At 71.8% G+C, this 18,684-nt stretch carries 19 protein-coding genes and 1 riboswitch; of the genes, 10 read left to right on the top strand and 9 right to left on the bottom strand.

Annotated elements, in window-relative coordinates:
- Positions 1-26 precede the first annotated feature (26 nt).
- A complete protein-coding gene (locus tag OHA34_RS21990) occupies positions 27-296 on the top strand; it encodes a helix-turn-helix domain-containing protein (RefSeq protein ID WP_285939839.1) in 270 nt (89 codons plus the stop codon).
- 602 nt (positions 297-898) lie between these two features.
- Here the strand turns inward: OHA34_RS21990 and OHA34_RS21985 are convergent.
- The 4 genes from OHA34_RS21985 to OHA34_RS21970 all read right to left on the bottom strand — a co-directional run bounded on the left by OHA34_RS21985 (position 899) and on the right by OHA34_RS21970 (position 6,196).
- Complete coding sequence (locus OHA34_RS21985) at positions 899-1,603, bottom strand: hypothetical protein (protein WP_329518764.1); 705 nt, start codon at positions 1,601-1,603, stop codon at positions 899-901.
- Between the two features lie 154 nt (positions 1,604-1,757).
- Complete coding sequence (locus tag OHA34_RS21980) at positions 1,758-2,678, bottom strand: coiled-coil domain-containing protein (RefSeq protein ID WP_285939841.1); 921 nt, start codon at positions 2,676-2,678, stop codon at positions 1,758-1,760.
- 3 nt (positions 2,679-2,681) lie between these two features.
- Positions 2,682-2,847, bottom strand: a riboswitch (cyclic di-AMP (ydaO/yuaA leader).
- Between the two features lie 164 nt (positions 2,848-3,011).
- Positions 3,012-4,184: a S8 family peptidase gene (locus OHA34_RS21975; RefSeq protein WP_329518763.1), complete on the bottom strand. Its 1,173-nt coding sequence runs from the start codon at positions 4,182-4,184 to the stop codon at positions 3,012-3,014.
- A 134-nt stretch (positions 4,185-4,318) separates the two neighbouring features.
- Positions 4,319-6,196: a serine/threonine protein kinase gene (locus OHA34_RS21970; protein ID WP_329518762.1), complete on the bottom strand. Its 1,878-nt coding sequence runs from the start codon at positions 6,194-6,196 to the stop codon at positions 4,319-4,321.
- A gap of 164 nt (positions 6,197-6,360) precedes the next feature.
- Here OHA34_RS21970 and OHA34_RS21965 point away from each other — a divergent pair, with 164 nt between their 5' ends.
- The gene (locus tag OHA34_RS21965) at positions 6,361-6,813 is read left to right on the top strand and encodes a sterol carrier family protein (protein WP_329518761.1); all 453 of its coding nucleotides are present in this window, start codon (positions 6,361-6,363) and stop codon (positions 6,811-6,813) included.
- A 102-nt stretch (positions 6,814-6,915) separates the two neighbouring features.
- On the top strand, positions 6,916-7,086 hold the full coding sequence (locus OHA34_RS21960; protein WP_285939845.1) for a hypothetical protein: 171 nt from the start codon (positions 6,916-6,918) through the stop codon (positions 7,084-7,086).
- A gap of 28 nt (positions 7,087-7,114) precedes the next feature.
- On the opposite strand, the gene OHA34_RS21955 is transcribed toward OHA34_RS21960, so the two are convergent.
- Positions 7,115-7,486 carry a DUF4190 domain-containing protein gene (locus tag OHA34_RS21955; RefSeq protein ID WP_329518760.1) on the bottom strand — a complete coding sequence of 124 codons (372 nt, stop codon included), beginning with the start codon at positions 7,484-7,486 and terminating at the stop codon, positions 7,115-7,117.
- A gap of 128 nt (positions 7,487-7,614) precedes the next feature.
- Here OHA34_RS21955 and purF point away from each other — a divergent pair, with 128 nt between their 5' ends.
- Positions 7,615-9,153, top strand: coding sequence for an amidophosphoribosyltransferase (gene purF, locus OHA34_RS21950; RefSeq protein ID WP_329518759.1), 1,539 nt, complete (start codon positions 7,615-7,617; stop codon positions 9,151-9,153).
- Between the two features lie 52 nt (positions 9,154-9,205).
- The gene (gene purM, locus OHA34_RS21945) at positions 9,206-10,237 is read left to right on the top strand and encodes a phosphoribosylformylglycinamidine cyclo-ligase (protein ID WP_285939848.1); all 1,032 of its coding nucleotides are present in this window, start codon (positions 9,206-9,208) and stop codon (positions 10,235-10,237) included.
- Between the two features lie 383 nt (positions 10,238-10,620).
- Here the strand turns inward: purM and OHA34_RS21940 are convergent, their stop codons facing one another.
- Positions 10,621-10,830, bottom strand: coding sequence for a DUF3073 domain-containing protein (locus OHA34_RS21940; protein ID WP_285940100.1), 210 nt, complete (start codon positions 10,828-10,830; stop codon positions 10,621-10,623).
- A gap of 335 nt (positions 10,831-11,165) precedes the next feature.
- Positions 11,166-12,248 (bottom strand): Glu/Leu/Phe/Val family dehydrogenase, encoded by a 1,083-nt coding sequence (locus OHA34_RS21935; RefSeq protein ID WP_285939849.1) that lies wholly within the window; start codon positions 12,246-12,248, stop codon positions 11,166-11,168.
- A 178-nt stretch (positions 12,249-12,426) separates the two neighbouring features.
- Between OHA34_RS21935 and OHA34_RS21930 the strand changes: the two genes are divergently transcribed.
- Positions 12,427-13,299 (top strand): hypothetical protein, encoded by an 873-nt coding sequence (locus OHA34_RS21930; protein WP_329518758.1) that lies wholly within the window; start codon positions 12,427-12,429, stop codon positions 13,297-13,299.
- Positions 13,300-13,570: 271 nt separating this feature from the next.
- The gene (gene bldC, locus OHA34_RS21925) at positions 13,571-13,774 is read left to right on the top strand and encodes a developmental transcriptional regulator BldC (RefSeq protein WP_012850682.1); all 204 of its coding nucleotides are present in this window, start codon (positions 13,571-13,573) and stop codon (positions 13,772-13,774) included.
- A 289-nt stretch (positions 13,775-14,063) separates the two neighbouring features.
- Here the strand turns inward: bldC and OHA34_RS21920 are convergent, their stop codons facing one another.
- Complete coding sequence (locus tag OHA34_RS21920; protein WP_329518757.1) at positions 14,064-14,756, bottom strand: TetR/AcrR family transcriptional regulator; 693 nt, start codon at positions 14,754-14,756, stop codon at positions 14,064-14,066.
- 288 nt (positions 14,757-15,044) lie between these two features.
- Here OHA34_RS21920 and OHA34_RS21915 point away from each other — a divergent pair, with 288 nt between their 5' ends.
- The 3 genes from OHA34_RS21915 to OHA34_RS21905 all read left to right on the top strand — a co-directional run bounded on the left by OHA34_RS21915 (position 15,045) and on the right by OHA34_RS21905 (position 17,650).
- Positions 15,045-16,166, top strand: coding sequence for a LacI family DNA-binding transcriptional regulator (locus OHA34_RS21915; protein ID WP_285939851.1), 1,122 nt, complete (start codon positions 15,045-15,047; stop codon positions 16,164-16,166).
- A 286-nt stretch (positions 16,167-16,452) separates the two neighbouring features.
- Positions 16,453-16,689, top strand: coding sequence for a hypothetical protein (locus OHA34_RS21910; RefSeq protein WP_285939852.1), 237 nt, complete (start codon positions 16,453-16,455; stop codon positions 16,687-16,689).
- Positions 16,690-16,795: 106 nt separating this feature from the next.
- A complete protein-coding gene (locus tag OHA34_RS21905; protein ID WP_329518756.1) occupies positions 16,796-17,650 on the top strand; it encodes an N-acetylmuramoyl-L-alanine amidase in 855 nt (284 codons plus the stop codon).
- A gap of 54 nt (positions 17,651-17,704) precedes the next feature.
- On the opposite strand, the gene OHA34_RS21900 is transcribed toward OHA34_RS21905, so the two are convergent.
- The gene (locus tag OHA34_RS21900) at positions 17,705-18,610 is read right to left on the bottom strand and encodes a LysR family transcriptional regulator (protein WP_329518755.1); all 906 of its coding nucleotides are present in this window, start codon (positions 18,608-18,610) and stop codon (positions 17,705-17,707) included.
- Positions 18,611-18,684 lie beyond the last annotated feature (74 nt).

Raw genomic sequence — 18,684 nt, 5'->3', positions numbered from 1 at the left:
AGAAATACCAGTCCTACCCTGGGGACATGGTCCGCCAACCGCTCACGCCCGAACAGATCGAAGCCGGCAGGCGCCTCGGCGCCCTGCTGCGCCACGCGCGGGCAGAACGCGACCTCGCGGAGGTCGCGCACGCGGCCGGCATGTCGCCGGAGACCCTGCGCAAGATCGAGACCGGCCGCCTGCCCTCCCCCGGGTTCGGCACGATCGTCCGCCTCGGCGAGGCGCTCAACGTGCCGGTGCAGGAGCTGGCAGCCACCTGGCGAGGCGGCGACCTACCGCTGAAAGCCGTCTCGTAGCCGGTCCAGCGCTCGCTAGAAGACCGAGTTCTGATCACGGGGTGCTCGTGACCTACGGAGCGTGGCCAGAAACCGACTCTGACCTGGTGTTCTGCCCTCACCGACTCGCGCCAACTCTTAGGTGATCTCAGGTCCATGTGCCCTGGATGTGCCCTCGGCGTCTGGGGCCGTGACCCACCATGTTGAGTGAACAGGACGACGAGTAGGAGCCGCTGACCTGTGAACAGGCTGCCCCCTTCAGTCAGGGGGCCGCCCGTTCCGTGATTGATCCGCGCTGTCAGCTTGGGAAAGTCTCATCCACCGCCCGCCGGTCACCTGCACAACCGCTGACCTGCCCCTATGTGCGCCCCTCCCGTTGACGACCGTCCACGACCATGATCGTTTGCTCTGGCTGGCGCGCAACGGGCACGCCGACGAAATCAGTTCGATCACGGTCAAGGTCGCTGACTGCCGTCCCCGCGATGACCTGGTGGCGACAGCTGATCACGTGCGGCGGTGTGCGCAGTCGTCGTCCCATTACGATGATCATGGACCATATTGCTTGGTGGGCGGGCGTTCGTAGTCACGGACGCAACGGGGCGACGCCTTGGGGGGCGTCGTTGTCACCGCGTCCAGCTCGGCAGGTACTCCACATGCACCAACTGCTGGTCCGCCTCTGGCAGGTCATCGTCGAAGACCGTGCAGTAGTGGTAGTTGCACCCGCCAGGAAAGTACGGGTAGCCGCGGGCAGCCACTTTGGGACCGGTCTTCGCCGCGTCGAAGAAGTGCCGTGCCTGCCTCCTGAATGCAGAGGTGCTGCCCGTCATAAACAGCGTCTCCCCGTACACGTGCTGCCGAAGCAGGTCCCTGTTCTCCGCGTGGTCCAGGGCGTCGAAATCGATGTCCTCCTCGACGAGGACGTCGCTGGCGGGCAACCGTGCCGTACGAAGGTCGCGAGGGGGGTTCCCCCGGCTGATCCGCTGCCGGATCCGCTTCCACTGAGCCGGGCGCAGCTGAAGCGAGTGGTGGCTCATTACAAGGTCCACTGCTACACCGTCGTCTTCCAGGCCCGGCGGGCACGGGGCCGTCCGAGTCGGGAGGTAGACGACCGAACGCCGCGACCGTGCCGCCAACAGCCAGAGCGCGCCCATCAGGCGCCCTTCCGGACGGTCCACGGTGAAGCTGAAGTATCTGTCCATCTGGCGCAATGACGCATTCTTCAAAGGGCGGGCGGGGCTGATAACGCGGTACTCCCGGCCCCCCAGCCGCACTCGCTGAACAACGATCCTCACCCGCCGGTCGCCCGGCCACATCCCGTTCACCGCCATCCGGCAACGGTAAAGATGATTTGGCCGCGCGGCCATTCATTTGTCCGGAAGGCCGATGCCTCACCCGTGGGAATTCGAGTCCGGGCACGAGTGCCCTGGATGTGCCCTCTCGGGAGATCTCGTGAGCTGCGGCCCTGGTCAGAAGGCGATACGTCTAGAAGACCGAGATGTGGACATGGTCGTAGTGGTTGGCGGTGGTACCGCCGCGGTTGGACATGGGGTCCCAGCCGGGGCTGCGCATGTCGTAGATGCGCTGGCGCCAGATGATGTACTTGATGCCGAGCGCGCTGGCGTGGGCGATGGCGTAGGCGGCGGTGCGGTCGCCCAGGGCCTGGGCGCTGCCGGCGGCCATCTGGCCGCCGGTGGTGACCATGAAGTCGCAGGCGTGGCCGGTGCCGTGGTCCTGCGGGTCGCCGGTCGAGCGGACGCAGCCGATCGTCGGGAACGGGCCCTGCTCCTGGTCGAGGGTGTCCTTGACCTTGCGCATGCGGGGGGTCACGCCGCCCATGCCGACGCTCGGCGACTCGGGCTTGTACTTCTTGACCAGCGTCCTGATCCGGTTCTTCTGCCGGGTGAGGTCCCGGATGTGCTTCTCGAGGTCGCCGATCTTCTGCTCCGCCTCCCGGCGGGCCTTGTCCTGGTCGGTGACCAGCTTCTTGATCTGCTGGACCTTCGCCGACTTCTTCTGCGCGAGGTGGCTGGCGAGGCTGAGGTTGCCGAGGAACGCGGCGGGGTCGTCCGAGCCCAGCACCGCGGCGGTGGGGTCGGCGCCGCCGGTCATGTACTGGGTGGCGGCGAGCTCGGCGACCAGGTCGCGGGCCGAGGCCAGGTCGGTCTTGAGGTCCTTGGACCGGGCCACCGCCTGCTTGGCGTCGTGCTCGGCGTCCTTGAGCTTGGCCAGGTCGCCGCCGTAGGCCTTGTCGAGCTTCTCGATCTGGCCGTTCAGCTTCGCGAAGCGCCCGCTGTCGCCCGGGTCGGCCCGGGCCATGGTCCCGCCCGCGCACAGCGGCAGGACGGCCGCGGCGGCCACGAGGGCCGCGGTGGCGCGCCGAAGGGTGGAGGTGGGGGTCTCCACGTCCTCTCCTCTCCTCGATGGCCTACCGGGTTAGCTGACGGATTCGGGCCGGAGTCTGCCCTATCACCGGCGTGCGGTGAATTCACCCCGGCCGGGACGGTGCGAGCGCCCCGGCTAGTGGGTCCCCGGTTCCCGGGCGGTGCGCCGCGGGATTCGGCCGGTCCGGCCAGCCTGCCCCGGGTCTCGGGGCGAGTCACCGACCGAATGCCAATGAACGGTAATGAACCATCTGTATCGCCGCCAAGGTTAAACCCTGTGGCGTGGAGGCGGTTCGGAGTACAGGAAGCCCGGCCCCCCGCAGCGGGGGAGCCGGGCCAGACTACGTGACCGGCCTCACAGTCCTCCCTTGAAGAGGAGCTTGTTCGTCGTTCCCTTGGGGAGACGCTTGACCTGCCCGCGGGTGGAGCTGTCGGTCATCCACTTCTGCACCTGCGAGAAGCCCGCGCCGCGGTGGGTGGTGAGGTAGAGCGCCGCCACACCGCTCACGTACGGGGTGGCCATGGAGGTGCCGCTGAGGGCGCGCTTGCCGTTGCCCGGCCAGGTGGACCAGATGCCGTAGCCCGGCGCGTGGATGTCGACGCAGGAGCCGTAGTTGGACCAGTCGGCCCGGTTGTCGTAGGACGTGGTCGCGCCGACCGCCATGACCCAGCCCGCGCTGGCGGGCGAGGTCTTGCAGGCGTTCTGGCCCTCGTTGCCGGCGGCGACCGAGACGAACACCCCCGACTTGGACAGGTTGGTGACCGCGGTGTTGAGCGCGGCCGACTTGGGGCCGCCGACGGACATGTTGGCCACGGCCGGCTTGGCGGCGTGCGTGCGGAGCCACTGGGCCGCGGCGACGAGGTTGGACATCGGGCCGCTGCCGTCACAGCCGAGCACCCGGACCGAGCGGAGCTTGGCCTCCTTGGCGACGCCGTAGGTCTTGGAGCCGATGCTCCCGGCGACGTGCGTGCCGTGGCCGTTGCAGTCGCGGCCGTCGCCACCGAACTGCGGGGCGGTCCAGGCGGACGCGGCCCGGCCGCCGAACTCGCGGTGGCCGGCGTCGACGCCGGTGTCGATCACGTACGCGGTGACGCCGCGACCGCGGGCGCCGTAGGAGTAGGACTTGGACAAGGGCCGCTTGCGCTGGTCGATCCGGTCCAGGCCCCAGGGCAGCGGCGCGCGCTGGGTGCCGGACGCCTTGACGATCTGGTCCTGTTCGATGGCCGCCACCCGATGGTCACGGCGGAGTTGGTCGAGCTGGGTGCCGTTCAGCCGGGCGGCGAACCCGTTGAGGACGCCGTCGAAGCGCTGCACCGCCGCGGCCCGGACCTTCTTGGCGGCCGAGTCGGAGGAGGCGCCGTCCTTGAGGGTGACGATGTACTGGCCGGGCACCGGGGTGCCCTCGGCCGCCGCCACCTTCACGAGCGCGGCGTCGGGGTCGGCGGCGAGCGAGGGGAGCGTCGCCGCGGCCCCCACGCATGTCGCGACGGCGCCGACCGTCAGCAGCCTTCGGTGCACAGTCCGCACGTGGGTCTCCTTCGGTCGGGCGGGACCGCCCGGGGGACGGTCCCTGCCCAAGATCGTGGTCTTCGACCGACCGGTACCCTAATGGATCCTGGCTGCAATATGCCGCTAAAGCCGATATGTACGCAGGTCGCGGATCAGTTGCGGCTGAGCTTCCCCGCGTAGCCGCGCTGGTTCTGCGGCGAGCTCCACGCGTACTGCAACGTCCCGTCCGGCTGCCGGGTCACCTGGACGTTCCCGCTGGTGCACGGCCGCGGGACGGTCAGCGCCATCTCCAACTGCTTCCCGGTGCCGCGGGTCAGCTTGAGCGTCCCGTTGCACTTCTCCTTCGGGTAGACGGCGTGCGCGGTCGTGGACCCCTCCTGGAACGTCACCTCGATCGGGAAGCTGACGTTGTTGATCGCGTTGACCGCCGTCCCCTTCCAGGTCCCCGAGAACGACTCGGGGATCGAGGTCACCGGCTGGTCGTCGGCGACGGCAGGGCCGGACGGGGGCTTGTCGTCGCCGCCCTTGAGCGGCCACAGCACCAGGCTGATGATCGCGATACCGACCCCGACCCCGATGATCAGGGACAGCGCCACGCCGAGCACGTGGTTGTTCGGCCGGCTGAACTTCGTCGGCATCGCCAGGATCGCCGTCGAGTGCCGCCCGTCGTCGCCCTGGCCGGGCTCCAGCCCCGGGATCAGGTGCGGCGTCGGCTCTGTGCGGTCGGCGGGACTCGCGGGCGGCTCGTACAGCGGCGCCGGCCCGTTCGGGTCGATCGCCTGGAACGCAGCCGTCGGATCGGCCGCTCCCGCGTCCGGATCATGAGAGGGGACGGCACCGTTCCGTAGCGCCGCCGGTGCGAGCGCCGGCTGGTTGGGCCTCGCCTGACTCTGCGGAGCGGGAATCGGGGCGGGGATGGGGGTGGGCGCGGTGACGGGGGCCGGCAACATCGGGCCTGAGATGGCCGGGGCCTGAAGCGCAGGCACCGGAGCCGCCGCTGGGGGAGCGGGCTGCGCGGAGGGTGCGGAGGGTGCGGGCGGTGCGGACGGCGCGGACGGCGCGGGCTGCGCGGAGGGTGCGGGCGTTGGGGGAACGGGCGGCGCGGGCGGTGCAGGCGGTGCGGGCGCCGCGGCAGGGGGGTCGGGCTGCGGGGTTGAGCTCTTGGCGAGGGCCCTGCCCTCGGTCAGCATCGTCGGAGGTATCCGGGGCGCCAGCTCGCCGTCCTCGTCCAGCAGCCGCTCCAGGACGAGCTTCGCGGTCGGACGTTCGGCAGGGTCCTTGGCCAGCGCGTCCGTGACCACCTCGCGCAGCGACTCGGGGAGTGTCGACAGGTCGGCGTCGTCGTAGACGATCCGCTGCATCACCTCGGACGGCGAGTCCTGCCCGAAGGGCGGCTTCCCGGCGGCGGCGAACAGCATGGTGGCCGCCCACGCGAAGACGTCTGCGGCAGGGCCGACGCCCATACCGCTGAGCTGCTCAGGAGCCTTGTAGGCGGGGTCGTCGGTCACGTTCCCTGAAGGACCGGCGTTCACCGCGTCCAGCGCGGGTGCGATACCGAAGTCGCACACGCGGGGCCCGTCGCGCCCTAGCAGGACGTTGCCCGGCTTGAAGTCATGGTGCACCGCGCCGGCCCGGTGGACGGCGGCCAGAGCGATCGCCGTACCGACCGCCAGACGTTCCACTACGGCGCCGCCGCGCGGACCCTCGTCGTCTACGAGTTGCTGAAGGGAGGGGCCATCGACGCACTCGCTCACCACATAGGCACGGTCGCCCTCGACCTCGGCTTCCAGGATCGCCGCGGTGCAGAACCCGGAGACCCTTCGCGCAGGGGCGAACGCTCCGGTGAACCGTGACCGGGCCACCGGTTCGCCGCTGAGCCGGACGTGCAGGAGCTTCACCGCGACGTCGCGTCCGGCGGGACCGCGGCCGAGGAAGACCGCGCCCTGCTCACCCACGCCGAGCCGGCCCGCGATCTCGTAGGAGCCGAGTCTTCGCGGGTCGCCGGGCTGCAACGGCAGCGCCTCGGGCATCTGACGAACCTCCGTGTCCTCCCGCCGGAGGGCCTCCCCCCGGCGCCCCCCGAACCTCTTGGATCCCCGTGCCGGCACCGGACCCTTTCTACCGGGTGACGGCCGGTTCCGGCGCCACCGGCGGCGGGCGGCCGTCGGACGGGACTCGGGTAGCGTCGGTCCCGATGTCCCGCACACCTCTCACCCGCGCCGTCCTGGACGAGCAGCGGACCGCGCTCGGCCTGCCGCCGTCGGCCGGCGCCGACGAGCCCGCCGCGCTGCGCCGCGCCGCGCTCGACACCGTGCTCGCCGCCTACGACGCGGGCGCCGAGCCGTCCCGGCCGGTCGTCAAGGGGGCGGTGCGGTTCCTCCTCGACCGGCTGGCCGAGCTCGCGCCGGGCCGTTCGGTGGAGGTCCGCGTCCCCCCGTACGCCGCCGTTCAGTGCGTCGACGGCCCGCACCATACCCGGGGAACCCCGCCGAATGCGGTGGAGATGGACGCGGCGACCTGGATCGCGCTGGCCACCGGGCGCCTCGCCTGGACCGACGCGCTGGACGACGGACGCGTCCGGGCCAGCGGGGCGCGCGCCGACCTGTCCGGCCATCTCCCGCTCCCTCAGGGCCCGCCGCAGGGCTGACGCCGGCCGCCGGGGCCCGTGCCCGCCCGGGGCTTGTGCGGGCGGCCCGGCGCTGCGAGCGTGGAGGCGATCGGTCGGTCGGGGCATGGCAGGAGAGGCGGCGTGGCCGAGCCCCTGGAACACGCGGTGGTGGCGCCCGCAGGCCCGATCCTCCTGGGCAGCGAGCCCACCAAGCCCGCCTTCTCCGGCCTCCTGGACGACTTCCGCGTTTACACGTCCGCGCTGGACGTCGAGGCCGTCCGCGCCCTGGCCGCTGGGAACGCCCCCTCCTGACCGCCGGTCTGGTCCTCCGGTCGTCCGTTCAGGGGGTCGCGGTCTCCTTGGCGAACGGGAACTCGCGCTCTACGCACTGCTGCCGGGCTGCGTCGTCCGGATACAGGGATTCGTCCCCGCACTGCGCCGCCTTGTCCAGCAGCCAGAAGAGCGCGACCGCGCCGAGTACCAGCGCCGCCGCGGAGACGGCGATGCCCGCCCCCGCCGTGCGGCGCCCGCCCTCGCCGCGCCTCACCGAGACGATCCCCAGCACCAGCCCCACGGCGGCGGGGACGATCCCCAGCAGGCACAGCGCCAGCCCGATGAGCCCGATGATCCCCAGGACCAGCGAGGCCTTGGCCAGACCGCCGCGCTCGGGCGGCGCGGACGGCGTGTGCGTTCGGTACCCCGGCATGGTCATGCGTTCCTCCCTCATGTCGCCGACCACATTTCCGTGCCCGGCCGCGGGCCTGTGATTCCGGGGAGTAAAGGTCGGTTAAGGAGATGCGCCGATCGGAGCAGGTGAAGGGGGCATCTACACTGGCGAGCGTGCCTCTCCGTGACGGACGTCTGAGCCACGACCTCGACCCCTCCGACCGCCCACCGCAGGACGCCTGCGGTGTCTTCGGCGTCTGGGTCCCCCCGGACCCGGCCGACCCGGCGGAGGTGAGCAAGCTCACCTACTACGGGCTCTACGCGCTCCAGCACCGGGGCCAGGAGTCGGCGGGCATCGCGGTCAGTGACGGTTCCCGCATCGTCGTCTTCAAGGACATGGGCCTGGTGGCCCAGGTCTTCGACGAGTCGGTGCTCAATACGCTGCGCGGCCATATCGCCGTGGGCCATTGCCGCTATTCCACCACCGGGTCCCCGACCTGGGAGAACGCCCAGCCCACCTTCCGGTCCACCGAGGACGGCGGGATGGCGCTGGCGCACAACGGAAACCTGATCAACACCCTGGAGCTCGCCGACCGGCTCGACCCCCGCGAGCTGACCGCGACCACCGACACCGAGGTGCTGACCGCGCTGCTCGCCACCCGGGCCCGCGCCGTCCGCGCCGAGGCCGCCGCGCGCGCCGCCGCCGCGGAGGCGGGCGGCACGGCGCCGGCCGCCCCGATCAAGTGGCAGGACGGGCCGCTCCAGGCCGCGCGGGAGATCCTCCCCGACGCCCAGGGCGCCTACTCCCTGGTCTTCATGGACGAGGGCACCCTGTACGCGGCCCGCGACCCCGAGGGGATCCGGCCGCTGGTGCTGGGCAATCTGGAGGACCGCGGCTGGGTCGTCGCGTCCGAGACCCCGGGGCTCGACATCGTGGGCGCCCGCTTCGTCCGCGAGATCGAGCCGGGCGAGCTGATCGCGATCGACGCGGGCGGCGTCCGGTCCGAGCGGTTCGCCGAGGCGCGCCCCAAGGGCTGCCTGTTCGAGTACGTCTACCTGGCCCGTCCCGACACCTCGATCGCCGGGCGCAGCGTCCAGGCGACCCGGGTGGAGGTCGGCCGCCGGCTGGCCCGCGAGCACCCGGTCGAGGCCGACATGGTGATCCCGACGCCCGAGTCGGGCACCCCGGCGGCGATCGGCTACGCCGAGGCGTCGGGCATCCCGTACGGGCAGGGCCTGGTCAAGAACTCCTACGTCGGCCGGACCTTCATCCAGCCGTCCCAGACCATCCGCCAGCTCGGCATCCGGCTCAAACTCAACCCGCTCCGCGAGGCGATCGAGGGCAAGCGCCTGGTCGTGGTGGACGACTCGATCGTGCGCGGCAACACGCAGCGCCAGGTCGTGGCGCTGCTGCGCGAGGCCGGGGCGGCCGAGGTGCACGTGCGCATCTCCAGCCCGCCGGTCTCCTGGCCGTGCTTCTACGGCATCGACTTCGCCACCAAGGCCGAGCTGATCGCCGGCAACCTCGACGTCGCGGGCATCCGGGACTGGATCGGCGCCGACTCCCTCGGCTTCATCGCGCTGGACGAGCTGATCGCCGCCTCCCAGATCGCCAAGGACAGCCTCTGCCGGGCCTGCTTCGACGGGGTCTACCCGATCGAGGTGGAGGCCGCCGCCAGGGGCAAGCACCTGCTGGAGCCGTCCCGATCGTGAGCGGGATCGTTCCAGCGCAGGCCTTCCCGATCACCACCGAGAGGACCAGAGCATGAGCGGCACCTCGTACGAGGCCGCCGGGGTCGACATCGCGGCGGGCGAACGCGCCGTCGAGCTGATGAAGTCCCGCGTCGCGCGGTCGTGGCGGCCCGAGGTGGTCGACGACGCCAGCGGCTTCGCGGGGCTCTTCGACGCCTCGGCCTTCCTGCGCTACCGGCGCCCGCTGCTGGCCACCTCCACCGACGGCGTCGGCACCAAGGTCGACCTCGCCCGCCGCCTCGGGATCTACGACACCGTGGGGCACGACCTGGTCGGCATGGTGGTCGACGATCTGGCCGTCTGCGGCGCCGAGCCGCTGTTCATGACCGACTACATCGCCTGCGGCAAGGTCATCCCCGAGCGGATCGCCGACCTGGTGGGCGGTATCGCCGACGGCTGCGCCCTCGCCGGCTGCGCCCTGGTGGGCGGCGAGACCGCCGAGCACCCGGGACTCCTCGGGCCGGACGAGTTCGACATCGCCGGCGCCGGGACGGGCGTCGTCGAGGCCGACGAGCTGCTCGGGCCGGGCCGGGTCCGGCCCGGCGACGCGGTCCTGGCGATGGCCTCGTCCGGCATCCACTCCAACGGCTACTCGCTGGTCAGGCACATCCTGGCCCGCACCGGCCTGACCCTGGAGGCGCAGCCGGGCGACCTTTCCCGTCCCCTGGGTGAGGAACTCCTCACTCCGACGCGGATCTATGCCCAGGACTGCCTCGCGCTCACCCGGGCCGGCGGGGTCCGGGCGTTCGCGCACATCACCGGCGGCGGGCTGACCGCCAACCTGGCCCGCTCCCTGCCGCCCACGGCGGACGCCGTCCTGCGGCGCTCCTCCTGGACGATCCCGCCGCTCTTCGCGGTGCTCGCCGCGCACGGCGAGGTGCCGGCGGCCGAGATGGACAAGACCTTCAACCTGGGCGTCGGCATGGCCGCCATCGTCGCGCCCGACGAGGCCGACGCGGCGCTCCGCCTGCTGGCCTCCCGGGGCGTGCCCGCCTGGACGCTCGGCGAGATCGTCCCCGGCACCGGAACCGCCGTCTTCGGCTGACCGCCGACCGCCGTCTTCTGCTGACCGCCGAGCCGCCGCCCGCCAGGAATCCCGGGGCGGCGCTCGGCGGTCACATGAGTGTGACCGCTGAGAGACAGGACCAGAGCTTCCCGTCCCGGCCCGTCCGGACGGCATGGCACGGGCGATTCGTGCGGCTGAGGGGGCTTCTGAGGCGTTGGGCCGGTCCGCTGGTGGTTCTGGTCGGCCTCGGCGCGTACGGGACGCTGGCGCCCATGGGATGGGCGCATGCGGACACCGTCCGCTATCGGCTGCCGGTCACGGGCGTGCCCGCCACGCCCGTACCCCAGTCTGCGGTCACGCCAGGTGCACGAATGCCACTGCCCGGCTCGAATGGCCGGGCAGTGGCATGATGCCTGTGCCGATCAACGACTGGAGGGGCCGTCCTTGGGCTCCTCGGTGCCGTAGTCGTCGGCGTAGTCGGCGTATTTCTCGGCGAGCTCGTCGTAGTCTTCGCCGGAGGAGTCGTTGACTCCCAGCTCGCTCTTCAGGCGGTCGAGGTCTGTGCCGCCGCTGTTGTACTTAAGCTGGCGGGCAACTTTTACCTGCTTGGCCTTGGCTCGGCCGCGACCCATTGGCTCGACCCCCTCGATGGTCAGGGCTTTCGTGGGCCCATCAACGCGCGCGTGTACCACACGAACCGGTGCCTGATGAGCCATGCGTCAGTCACGGAACCAACCGTACCCGTTTTGCGCCCGGCTCGATACATCGTCGGTACGTGGCGGCACGCTCGTTGCGGAGATCCCCAGTGTATCGGGTGATTGCGAGTTCACCGACTTGGGTCGGGCCGCCCCGCCGGAGCGTGTGTTCAAGCGGAAACAGTCACTCAATGTAACTGCATGGACACATGTCCCGGCGGGGCGTGCGCGGGCGAGCGGGCGGCCGGGCGGCCGGGCGCGGTGCTCGCCGGCTAGAGCAGGATTCCGCGCAGGCGGCCGATCTCGGACATCCTCCGCTCGGCGAGGCGGTCCGCCGCGACCGCAGGGGGGACGCCCTCGTCGGCCGCGAGGGCGAAGATCCGCCGGGTGGTCTCGAAGATCCCGGACGCCCTGGCCCTGGCGCGGTCGAAGTCGAAGCCGTCGATCTCGTCGGCGACCTGGATCACGCCGCCGGAGTTGACCGTGTAGTCGGGGGCGTACAGCACGCCGCGGTCGGCGAGCTGCTTCTCGATGCCGGTGTGGGCGAGCTGGTTGTTCGCGGCGCCGCACACGATCCGGGCGGTCAGCTCGGGCACCGTGGCGTCGTTGAGCGACCCGCCGAGCGCGCACGGCGCGTACACGTCCAGGCCGCTGTGGATCAGTGCGTCGTTGTCGGCGACGACCTCGACCTCCGGATGCCGCTCCCGCACCCGGGCGACCGCGTGCTCGCTCACGTCGCAGACCACCACCTCGGCGCCGTCCTCGCGCAGGTGGTCGACCAGCCGGTGGCCGACCTTGCCGACGCCCTCGACACCGACCCGCCGGCCGCGCAGGGTCGGGCCGCCCCAGACGGTCTCGGCGGCGGCGCGCATGCCCTGGAACACGCCGAAGGCGGTCAGGATGGACGAGTCGCCCGCGCCGCCGTGCTCGGCCGTCCGGCCGGTCACGAAGCGCGACTCGCGCGCCACGACGTCCATGTCCTCGCTGAAGGTGCCGACGTCGCACGCGGTGTAGTAGCGGCCGTTCAGCGACTGGACGAACCGCCCGTACGCCCGCAGCAGCGCCTCGGACTTGTCGGTGGCGGGGTCGCCGATGATGACCGCCTTGCCGCCGCCGAGATCGAGTCCGGCGAGGGCGTTCTTGTACGCCATCCCGCGGGACAGGTTCAGCACGTCGGCGAGCGCGTCCTCCTCCGACCCGTAGGGGTAGAAGCGGGTGCCGCCCAGCGCGGGGCCGAGCGCGGTGGAGTAGATCGCGATGATCGCGCGCAGGCCGCTGGCCTCGTCCTGGCAGAAGACGACCTGCTCGTGTCGGGGTTCGGTGCCCTTGTGGGGCGCCCCGAAGACATTAGGCACGGTAGTGCCCTCCTCTCTGTCTCTGGATCAGACTAAAGGCGGCCGGGGCCGTCCCGTCCGGTCCCCCGCCGCCGCGGCGGAGGTGTGATCATCTCCTTGAAGGACGCCGTGCGGCTCCGGCTCGTGTCACGATGCGATGGTGCTTCCGTACGCCGCGTACCTACGGGTATATGAGCCGGTGACCGCCTTCCCGGAACCGGCACGGACGCTGTGGACGGCCTATGCCGACTCCCGGCGGCGCCCGCGGCGGATCCACGCGCTCGGCGTCGAGCACCGGCAGGCCGCGCGCCGGCTGATCGCCGCGCCGCCCGAGGTGGTGCCGGAGCGGGAGAGCCCGGACGCCTACGTGCGCCGCTCGGACGACATGATCTTCATCTGCCCGTGGGAGACCCGGCTGCGCTCCTGGCTGGCTTTCGCGCGATTCCGGCAGGAGACGCCGGCGGTGGCGGCGGCCTCGTTCGTCCCGCCGATGGTGGCCGAGCGGGCGATGGGCGAGTTCGAGCGGTGGAAGCGGTCGGGCCGTCCGCTGCACCCGTACATCCTGACCAGCAACTGGCACGTGCCGGTGGCCTGGTTCGTTCCGTTCGCCGGCACCGAGCGCTGCCTGCTGCTGGGCGCGGCGGGCACCGGCTACCGCGGATCGGCGGACGGTTCGCGTGAATCCGCAGGTCGTGGCCCTGTGACGGCCGCTCCGGCGCGTACGCTGATCTACGTCACCTCGATGTATGAGGCGCGCCGCCGCGTCGGGACCGCGATCCCGGTCGTGCGGGCCCGCCCCGGCACCGGGGAGGGCGGCCTGCTCGCGGCGGGACGGCTCGAGGCGCTCGAGCGCTGGCTGGACGGGTTCCATCCGCGCGCCCTGGTGGAGCTCGACTACGGCGGGCTGGTGCATCTGCTCGACGACGCGGCGCTCCGGGCCGACCAGTCGGTGGCCGAGACGGGCGTCGCCCTCGCCGCGATGGCGCGGGGCGAGGTGGAACTCACCGTCGCGATGTACAAGCGTCTCCTCGCTCGCTGGCGGCCCGTACGGGCCCTGGAGAGTGCGAACTGAACAAATTTCCCGAATCCGCGCGCGATACGACTATACGTGTCGCTAGAATCACGCAGCGTGACCCAGTGGCCATGTAACACGCAGGCAGGGTGCCGCGTTCATGGATGTTCCTACGCACCTGATGCCAGGTACTTGCTTGTTGCGTTGAGTGGTGGCAAGGTTACACGTTGTGATGTCATAGTGGCTCTTTCGGGCCATAGGGGACATCGTGACCGCGCGAGGATCAATCGCAGGATCGCTGTCATCGGTCCACGGAGGAGAGGCCGCACACATGTCAGCACGTACGCCAGAGGCCGAGCCCCTGCTGACGCCGGCAGAGGTGGCGACGATGTTCCGCGTCGACCCCAAGACCGTCACTCGGTGGGCGAAGGCTGGAAAGTTGACGTCCATCCGCACCTTGGGGGGACACCGGCGCTACCGCGAGGCTGAGGTGCGGGCGCTGCTGGCGGGAATCCCGCAGCAGCGATCGGAGTAGCGCACTCCGACCGGCGGGCGCCGTCAGGTCCCGCCGGACGCACGCCGCGCAAGTATTGGGGGGCGCCCAGGAGGCCGCTGAACAACCTCGCACGACATTCGGGCGAGGACGCGTTCAGGGGCCTCCTGGACGACGGTCCAGGACCACGATCATCCGAGAATCGCGGTCCTGGGCCACTCACCGTTCGACCGGATGTCCCGTTCGTGACAGCGGACGGGACATTCGCATGCCCGCAGACCGTCCAGAACGCTCAGAACACCGGGACGCCCCGGCCGGGACCGGCGGCGGGTCAGTGCTCGGTGCTCAGCTCCTGCTTGGAGAGGCGGTCGAAGAGGGCGCCGGTGCCCGGGTCGTGCTGCCCGGCGACGTGCAGCAGGACGATCAGCTGATCGACCAGGAGGCGCTCCAGTTCGGAGCGGGTCAGGTCGCGGTTCTCCAGCCAGTCGAGGCCGGCCGTCTCCACCGAGGCCATCCAGGAGCGCAGCGTGATGCGCAGGATCGGCTGCGGCGACTCGACGCCGACGGCCTGGAGGATCCGGCCCAGCAGGAGCTGCCGGATGCCGTCCACGATCTCGCCGACCTCGCCCGAACGGTCGGCCGGGCCGCCGCGCAGTAGCGCGGTGAAGCCGGCGGCGTGGCTCTCGACGAAGTCGAAGTAGCGTTCCAGCGAGATCTGGAGCCGTTCGAGCGGCCGGCCCTCGGTCGGCGGTTCGAGCAGGACCGAGAGCTGCTTGGCCGCGCTGGCCAGAGCCGCGATGTAGAGCTCGTACTTCCCGCCGAAGTAGTGGTAGACCAGCGCGCGCGAGGCGCCCGCCGCGGCGGCCACGTCATCGATCGAGATGTCCTCGGGCGACCGGGTGCTGAACAGTTGCAGCGCGGCCTTGATCAGCTCGTCCCGCCGCTCGTCGACGCTGAGCCTGCGGCGGCTCCGTCCACTGCCGCCGCGCCCGCTCTGCCCGCTCTGTGCCTTACCTCCGGCCACCGCACGATCTCCCACCCGGGCAGCGTATCCGAGCATGCGTGAAGGCACGTCACGCCCGGTGAGCCGGGCCTCTTCCCGGCCGCCCGGGTGGCGCGCGCAGGAGTGTGATCCAGAACACCACAGGCCCGAACTCCCATTGGCGACGGCCCGTTACTCACTGTTGCGACGGTTTGGGGTGAAGGAGAGGCATCATGGCATCTCCTCGCGAGAGAGGAAGGTGCGCCGACCCCCGGAGCGGGCTCGGAGCGCCGCGGCGGCAGGTCCTACAGGCCCCCTGGACGGAGTGCCATGTCAGCTGGTGAAGGAACCCCCCCGCGCAACGAGAGGACGGCGCCGGGAGAGGGCGCGGTCCCCGCGCCGCGCAGCAGCACCGAGGGGAGAACCGTGCCCGCGCCCGCGCCGAAGCCCACCATCCGCAACGTCGCCGAGCGCGCGGGCGTGTCGAAGTCGCTGGTGTCCCTGGTGATGCGCGGGTCGCCGCATGTCAGCGAGCGGCGCAGGCAGGCGGTGCTGCAGGCCGCGCGGGAGCTCGGATACCGGCCGAACGCCGTCGCGCGCAGCCTGGTGGAGGGGCGCACCAGGCTGATCGGCGCGATCGTGGCCGACCTGCACAACCCGTTCTTCGCCGAGTTCCTCGACGGGTTGCAGGAGAGCCTGCACGGTGCCGGGCTGCGGATGCTGGTGGGCAGCGGGCGGTGGGATCCGCTGTTCGAGGCCGAGGCGGTCGAGGCGTTCCTGGAGATGCGGGTGGACGGGCTGGTGCTGCTCAGCGTCGTGCCCGAGTCGCTCAAGGAGGCGGCGGCCAGCGTCCCGGTGGTGGTGGTCGGCGAGCGCGACGTCGTCGGGGTCGACATCGTGGTCGACGACGACGAACTCGGCGCCAGCCTGGCCGTCGACCATCTCGTCGACCTCGGGCACCGGCGCATCGCGCACATCGAGGGGGCCCGCTCGACGACCGCGCGCTACCGGCGCGCGGGGTACGAGAAGGCGATGCGGCGGCACGGGCTGACCGACGAGATCGTGGTGGAGGCGGGTGACTTCACCGAGGAGGGCGGCTACCGGGCCACCCGCGCGCTGCTGACCCGGGACCCGCGGCCCACCGCGATCTTCGCGCCGAACGACCTGGTGGCGACGGGCGCGCTGTCGGCGGCCGACGAGCTGGGGCTGGAGGTGCCGGACGGGCTGTCGATCGTCGGGTACGACAACACGCACCTGGCGGCGATCCGGCACATCTCGCTGACCAGCGTCGACCAGCCGCGCCGCGACATGGGGCGGGTGGCCGCCGAGCTGCTCACCGCGCGGATCGGCGACCCCGGGCGGGTGCCCCGGCAGAACCTGGTCGTGCCGCACCTGGTTGTCCGCTCGACGACGGGCCCCGTTCCCAAGACGGGACCCGTCCTCGTGACCTGACCTGCCCTGACAGGTCTGCCCCGGCCCGCCTCTGCGGCCTGATCCGGTGGCCCGGCCTTCTCGGTGACCTGACCGTCCCGGTGCCGTGACGGTCCGGTGCCGCGACGGTCAGGTGGCCGGTGCACGCGAGGTCGATCGCCGTCCCGAACCGGTGGCCTGAAGGTAAGGGACGGGCCAAGCCTGCTTCGATCGTCCGGCCGGGGAAGGCCCGCGGGGGGTTAATGGGGGAGACCGCCGCAGGGCGGGGCGCAGGGAAGGGCCGAGGTCACCCAGGGGGGGTCGGAACGTGCGCGATCCGGAATTGGTGTCGTCCGCGCAACGCGCGGCGAGCGAGTTGGAGCGCGCGTGGGCCGAGTGGCGGTACGCGCGCGGGCTGACCGACCGGCTCTCGGAGTCCGTCGCCAGCTACGTGACCCACTCGATCGACCATCCGTGGGGGCGGCCCCGCGTGGTGCTGGGGCTGGACGCCGACGAGGCGCGCGCCCTCGCCGCGCTGCTGGGCCGTGAGGCCCCGCCCGGCTGACCGGTCGTTCGGGCGCCGGGTGATTTCGGCGACTTCGTTTGACGTACGCACGGCGGTGTGCAGACTGTCAGGGTCGATAACGAACTCATCACGGGGGGAACGGGCTGTGCGCATCCTTCAAGGCGGCTCCGCGGTCGCCGGTATCGCGCTGTGCCTCGGCGCGCTCGCCGCGTGCGGCGATTCCTCCAAGGCGTCCGGGGGGCCGGATGAGACCGCCGCGCCGCCGACCGCCGGGGCGACCGCGCCCGCGGGCGCGCGCGGCCCGGACGGCGCCTCGCCGCAGCCGGGGCAGGGCGGGGAGCCGCTGCACGGGAAGGTGATCGTTCTCGACCCGGGGCACAACGGCGGCAACACCTCGCACCCGGCCGAGATCGCCAAGCAGGTCGACATCGGCAACGGGCACAAGGAGTGCGACACCACCGGCACGAGCACCAACGCCGGGTACGACGAGCACGCCTTCACCTGGGACGTGTCCAACCGGCTGGCCAAGCTGCTGCGCGCGGACGGCGCCAAGGTGCTGCTGACCCGTCCGAACGACACCGGGGTGGGGCCCTGCGTCACCGAGCGCGCCGCGGTCGGCAACAAGGCCCACGCGGACGCGGCGCTGTCGATCCACGCCGACGGCGCCGCCGCGTCCGGGCACGGGTTCCACATCATCGAGCCGATCGCGGTGAAGGGCGGCGGCAACACCAAGGCGGTGCCCGCCTCGCTGAAGCTGGGCCGGTCGCTGCGCGACGCGTACCACTCGGGCACCGGCATCGCCTATTCGACCTACCTCGGCAAGAAGGCGCTCGACCCGCGCTCCGACCTCGGTGGGCTCAACACCTCCACGGTGCCGAAGGTCTTCATCGAGTGCGGGAACATGCGCAACAAGTCGGACGCGGCCAAGTTGTCGAGCGCGCCGTTCCGGCAGCGCATCGCCGAGTCCCTGGCCAAGGGCTTCGGGGCGTACCTGGCCTGATCCGGAGGCGCGGCCCGTTCCCGGCTCCGCCCTCGGTGGCGCCGCCGGGCCCGGTCAGGTCCACAGCCGGGCCTTCTCCATCAGGTGGTCGTGGAGCAGCGCCAGATCGGGGCGGTTCAGGTCCCCCTCGCGGGTGGCGAGGTAGAAGGTGTCGACCGGCGGGAGCTCGGGCCGCAGCAGCCTGACCACCTCGCCGCGGGCGAGCGCGCCCGCCGCGAGGTAGGTGGGGAGCACCGAGATCCCGGCGGAGGCGCGGACGGCGGCCAGCACGCCGCGCAGGTCCGGGACGACGAGGGCGAGCGCGGCGGCCGGACGCACCCCGAAGACGGTGAGCCAGTAGCGGCGGATGATCGGCAGTGTCTCGGCGTAGGCGATCAGCGGGCAGCCGGCGAGGACGGCCGCGCCCTCCTCCTCGGTGATCCGGCCGAGCGGGAGGCGCCCGGCCAGCTCGGGGGAGGCCAGCAGCGCGAACTCCTCGTCGCCGAGGGTCTTGGCGGTGATCCCGCGCAGCCGGGGCCGGACGGTCGACAGGACCAGGTCGTGGTCGCCGGCCACCAGGTCGCGCAGGAGGTCGTCGGCGAGGCCGAGGCCGAAGCTCAGCCGCAGCCCGCCGGCGACCAGCTCGCCGACGGCCGGGACCACCCAGGAGGTGATCAGCTCCACCGGCCCGCCGATGTACAGCCGATGGCCGCCGGGACCGTCGCCGAAGTGCCGGTCCACCACGGAGTCGAGCGCGTCGACCGGGCCCTGCACGTCGCGGACCAGGGCCTCCGCGGCGGCGGTGGGGACCGCGCCCTGCGGGAGGCGTTCGAAGAGCGCGGTGCCGAGCTCGCGTTCGAGGGTGCGGATCTGGTGGGTGACGGCCGGCTGGGAGAGCTCCAGCCGATGCGCCGCCTTGGTGAAGGAGCCGAGGCGGTAGACGGTCACGAACGTCCGCAGCCAGCTCAGCTGTACAGCCATGGTCAACGCCGTCCCCCCGTGCGCTCGCGTCCATGATGCTGGACAGGGCGCGGCGGCGGGACGCTGGGGCGGTC

This window comes from Spirillospora sp. NBC_01491 (assembly GCF_036227065.1).
GTDB classification, from domain to species: Bacteria; Actinomycetota; Actinomycetes; order Streptosporangiales; family Streptosporangiaceae; genus Spirillospora; species Spirillospora xylanilytica.
This window is presented reverse-complemented; position numbering and strand designations above follow the sequence as displayed.

Coding starts and splice junctions, on each gene's coding strand:
- OHA34_RS21985 (WP_329518764.1), bottom strand. CDS start 1,603: ATGGCGGTGAACGGGATGTGGCCGGGCGACCGGCGGGTGAGGATCGTT.
- OHA34_RS21900 (WP_329518755.1), bottom strand. CDS start 18,610: ATGGCTGTACAGCTGAGCTGGCTGCGGACGTTCGTGACCGTCTACCGC.
- bldC (WP_012850682.1), top strand. CDS start 13,571: ATGTCAGCACGTACGCCAGAGGCCGAGCCCCTGCTGACGCCGGCAGAG.
- OHA34_RS21990 (WP_285939839.1), top strand. CDS start 27: ATGGTCCGCCAACCGCTCACGCCCGAACAGATCGAAGCCGGCAGGCGC.
- OHA34_RS21965 (WP_329518761.1), top strand. CDS start 6,361: ATGTCCCGCACACCTCTCACCCGCGCCGTCCTGGACGAGCAGCGGACC.
- OHA34_RS21940 (WP_285940100.1), bottom strand. CDS start 10,830: ATGGGTCGCGGCCGAGCCAAGGCCAAGCAGGTAAAAGTTGCCCGCCAG.
- OHA34_RS21915 (WP_285939851.1), top strand. CDS start 15,045: ATGTCAGCTGGTGAAGGAACCCCCCCGCGCAACGAGAGGACGGCGCCG.
- purM (WP_285939848.1), top strand. CDS start 9,206: ATGAGCGGCACCTCGTACGAGGCCGCCGGGGTCGACATCGCGGCGGGC.
- OHA34_RS21955 (WP_329518760.1), bottom strand. CDS start 7,486: ATGACCATGCCGGGGTACCGAACGCACACGCCGTCCGCGCCGCCCGAG.
- OHA34_RS21970 (WP_329518762.1), bottom strand. CDS start 6,196: ATGCCCGAGGCGCTGCCGTTGCAGCCCGGCGACCCGCGAAGACTCGGC.